Source organism: Asanoa sp. NPDC050611, assembly GCF_040654855.1.
Lineage (GTDB): Bacteria > Actinomycetota > Actinomycetes > Mycobacteriales > Micromonosporaceae > Asanoa.
The window spans coordinates 1-3,874 of sequence record NZ_JBFAIU010000502.1; the positions used below are offsets into that span (position 1 = coordinate 1).

General features: G+C 72.8%; 4 protein-coding genes. All 4 read left to right on the forward strand.

The annotated features are described in order from the left end of the window. The first annotated feature begins 262 nt into the window (after positions 1–262). Positions 263–997, forward strand: coding sequence for a DUF2470 domain-containing protein (locus tag AB0H87_RS39090; protein WP_360158002.1), 735 nt, complete (start codon positions 263–265; stop codon positions 995–997). Between the two features lie 48 nt (positions 998–1,045). After that, a complete protein-coding gene (locus tag AB0H87_RS39095; RefSeq protein ID WP_360158005.1) occupies positions 1,046–1,597 on the forward strand; it encodes a hypothetical protein in 552 nt (183 codons plus the stop codon). A 70-nt stretch (positions 1,598–1,667) separates the two neighbouring features. Further along, the gene (locus tag AB0H87_RS39100; RefSeq protein WP_360158008.1) at positions 1,668–3,086 is read left to right on the forward strand and encodes a PrsW family intramembrane metalloprotease; all 1,419 of its coding nucleotides are present in this window, start codon (positions 1,668–1,670) and stop codon (positions 3,084–3,086) included. A 20-nt stretch (positions 3,087–3,106) separates the two neighbouring features. Continuing rightward, a partial coding sequence (locus AB0H87_RS39105) for a sigma-70 family RNA polymerase sigma factor (RefSeq protein WP_360158011.1) occupies positions 3,107–3,874 on the forward strand: 768 nt, incomplete at its 3' end.

The window sequence follows — 3,874 nt, forward strand, 5'->3', positions numbered from 1 at the left end:
GGTGGGGTGGCGGTCCGGCCGGCGCGGCGCCGTAGGGGTTGTGGCTCCAGGGCGGGACCGGCCCGCTCGGGGCGGCCGCTGCCGGTTGGTACGGCCAGTTCTGGTGAGGGTCTGTGCGGCTGCCTGAATCGGTCATGTCTTCACGGTGCCCCCGATATCTGCCCTGTACCTGGGGCTGAACTGCGACTTTCCTGTACGGGGCAGCTTGTGAATTAGGTGAGCCTAACTTAAGTTGATCCGTACCACAGCTGAGGAGGGCATCATGCGGCCGACGGCGGCAGAGGTGGCGCGCACGCTCGCGAACGGCCGGCTGGAGGGCACGGCGCACGTCCGCGGGTACCCGGGCCGGGTCAAGGTCCGCCACGCCACGCCTGCCGACGGACATCCGCTGCTGCTCGTCGGCCTCGGCACCGACCTCGCGACCGCGCTCACCTCCGGGCCGGCCGTGCGCAGCGGGCCGATGGTGCTCAGCGTCGACGACGTGCCGCCCCTGCCGGGCGCGCCCAGCCGGGGACGGCTGTGGCTGACCGGCGAGCCCGTGCGCCTCGACGGCGCCCGGGCACGCGCCGCCGCCGACGCGTACGCCCAGGTCAGCCCGCTCGGCGACCTGCTCGACGTCGACCACTTCCAGGTGCTGTTCCGGATCGACACCAGTGAGGTGCGGCTGGCCAACGGCCGGGCCCTGGTCGAGATCGACCCCGCCGACTTCCGCGCCGCCGCGCCCGACCCGCTCGCCGCCGACGAGGGCCGGCTGTTGCACGGCCTCAACGACCACCACCTCCACCAGCTCGCCGCGCTGGTCGAACGGGTCGCCCACCGCCCCGCACCCGCGGACTGCCGGGCGCTGCGGATCGACCGCTACGGGCTGGTCGTCGGCTCGGCGACGGGCGAACACCAGCGGCTGCGGCTGGGCTTCGAGCGCCCGGTCGGGTCGGTCTGCGAGCTCAACCACCTGATGCACGCGCTGCTGACGACCAGTGGTGTCGCCGCACACTGACCACGTGCCGTGATGGTCACCGGCCGGGTGATCGCGGACAATGTGCGGATGGCAGCGACAACCGCGTGGCGGCGCAACCTCGTCGGCTGCCTCGTGGTGGTCGCCGGCGTGCTCGCCCTCTCGCTGGGCCTGCCCGCCATCGACGACGCGCTGCCCAACACCACGGTGTCGAGCACCGCTCCGCTGGAGTTCGCTGACAACGCGAGCGTGGTGCCGCCGCCGGACGCCGCGGTCGTCGCCGAGCAGACCTCACCCACCCAGGGAGTGGTGACGCTCGCGGTCGACGGCGTCCGCTACCGGCTGACCGCCGAGGCCTTCCCGGGCACGCTCCAGCAGCTCGCGGACCGCATCCGCGCCGAGGTGCAGAACGTCGCCGGCATCCAGGCCGTCTCGCCGGACCAGGCGGTCACCTCCGACAGCGGCATACCCGGGCTGCAGGCCACCTACGTGGGCGAGAACCGGACGGGGTGGTACACCGTCTACCTGCGCGGCGGCACCGGCGTGACCGCCGTGGTCGACGGCAACGACGCGGGTGTCGCCGAGCACCGCGCGGAGCTGGCGACCAGCGTCCGCACCGTCACGATCGACGAGACCGCATGAGCGAGCGAAGCGAGCGCCGTCAACTCAGCCGTCCGAGCTCTTGTCCCGCCGACCGACGGGAGGCGGCGACATGAGCGTCGAGGAGGCGCCGGCGCCGCTGCCGGGGCGGCGGCGGGTCTTCCCGTCCTGGGCGGCCGCGGCGCGCTGGCCCGCGGTCTGGTTCTTCCTGGCGCTCAGCATCGCCGGCGTCGTGATCCTCGGGATCGCGTTCGGCCCGGCGATCGCCGAGTCGCCGGCCGCGTTCGTGCTGGCCGTGGTGCTGTTCGCGATCCACGGCGCGGTGTTCGTGACGATCATCCGCGCGGTCGACTGGCTCGAGCCCGAGCCGCGCTGGCTGTTCGCCGCGGCGATCATCTGGGGCGGCTTCGTGGCCAGCGCCAACGCGCTGCGGGCCAACACCGCGCTCGAGTCGATCCTGGTCAAGATGACCTCGCTCGGCTTCGTGCGGGACTGGGCCGCGGCGATCGAAGGGCCGACCGACGAGGAGATCCTCAAGACGCTCGGCATCGTGATGATCGTGCTGCTGGCCCGGCGGCAGATCAACAGCATCCTCGACGGCGTCGTGTACGGCGCGTTCGTCGGCCTGGGTTTCCAGGAGATCGAGAACATCACCTACAGCCTCAACGCCGTGGCCGCGAACGGCACCGACAGCGTCGGCGCGGTGCTGCAGACGTTCGTGGTGCGCGGCCTGCTCGCCGGGCTGTGGAGCCACACCGTCTACAGCGCGATCGCCGGCGCGGGCGTCGCGTACGCCGTGCTGCACCGGGAACGCTCCTGGTTCAACCGCATCGGCGTCGCGCTCGGCGCCCTCGCCCTGGCGTGGCTGATGCACTTCCTCTGGAACTCGCCCGCGGCCGCGAGCCTGACCGACAACGCCGGCACCTACGGCATCCTGCTGGTCCTGCTGATCAAGGGCCTGCTGATCCTCGGCACGTTCCTGATCCTGTTGCACTTCTTCCGCAAGGACGAGTACGAGGGCCTGGCCGGACCGTTGGAGAGCCTGCAGAACCCGTGGATCGCCACGCACAACGAGATTGCCGCCCTGCGCGGCTGGCGCAGCCGGGGCCGGGCCCGCTGGAACGCCTACGTCTACGGCGGGATGCGGGCCTACGGGCGGGTCCGGGCGCTGCAGCGCGCGCAGGCCGACCTCGCGGTGGACATGCGCGACAACGGCGAGGCCGGTTACAACGCCCGGCTGCCGGAGTTGCAGCGCGCCCGCTACGGCGTCGCGCAGGTCGGCATCGGCGACGCCGACGCGCTGCACCCGACCACGACCGCCGGCTGGATCTCGTTCGTCCTGGCCTTCGCGGTGCTGATCAACCCGATCTTCCTGATCCTCCCCATCGGCTTCCTGGTGTACGGCGTCGCCCGGGCCCGATCCACCCGCCAGCGGGCCGACCCGCGCCTGCGTACCGCTGCCGTCCTCGCCGTGGTGTTCGCCCTCGCCTACCTGGTGAGCGTGATCGCGCGGGCGGCGACGCTGGTCTGACCGGTCGTAGGCTTCTGGTCGTGGCCACGGACGAGCTGCTCAGGGAGCTGGCACCGCAGGTGCTGGGCGCGCTCGTGCGCCGCTACGGGCACTTCGACGCCGCCGAGGACGCCGTGCAGGAGGGGCTGCTCGCGGCCGCCACCCAGTGGCCGGCCGAGGGCGTGCCCGACGACCCGCGGGCCTGGCTGATCCGGGTCTCGTCGCGTCGCCTGATCGACCAGCTCCGCAGCGAGGAGTCCCGGCGCCTCCGGGAGGAGAGCGATTTCCGCCGGGACCCGGCGGCGACCCGGCTGGCGCCGGCCGCCGACGCCGACCACCCTGCCGGCGACGACTCACTGGTCCTGCTCTTTCTCTGCTGCCACCCGGCGATCGCGGTGCCGGCCCAGGTCGCGCTCACGCTGCGGGCGGTCGGCGGGCTCACCACCGCGGAGATCGCGAGCGCGTTCCTGGTGCCCGAGCCGACCATGGGCCAGCGGATCAGCCGGGCCAAGGCGAAGATCAAGACGTCCGGGATCGGCTTCGAGATGCCGCCGCCGGAGGCCTGGGACGCCCGCCTGGACGCCGTGCTCCAGGTGCTCTATCTGATCTTCAACGAGGGCTACACGAGCTCCTCCGGGCCGGAGCTGGCCCGGGTCGAGCTGTCCGCGGAAGCCATCCGGCTCGCCCGGATGCTGCACCGGCTGCTGCCCGACGACGGCGAGGCGGCCGGCCTGCTCGCGCTGATGCTGCTGACCGACGCCCGCCGGCCCGCGCGCACCGGGGCCGACGGCGAGCTGGTTCCGCTCGAC

Excerpts from the sequence above, each read along its gene's own strand:
- AB0H87_RS39090 (WP_360158002.1), top strand. The coding sequence starts at position 263 with ATGCGGCCGACGGCGGCAGAGGTGGCGCGCACGCTCGCGAACGGCCGG.
- AB0H87_RS39095 (WP_360158005.1), top strand. The coding sequence starts at position 1,046 with ATGGCAGCGACAACCGCGTGGCGGCGCAACCTCGTCGGCTGCCTCGTG.
- AB0H87_RS39100 (WP_360158008.1), top strand. The coding sequence starts at position 1,668 with ATGAGCGTCGAGGAGGCGCCGGCGCCGCTGCCGGGGCGGCGGCGGGTC.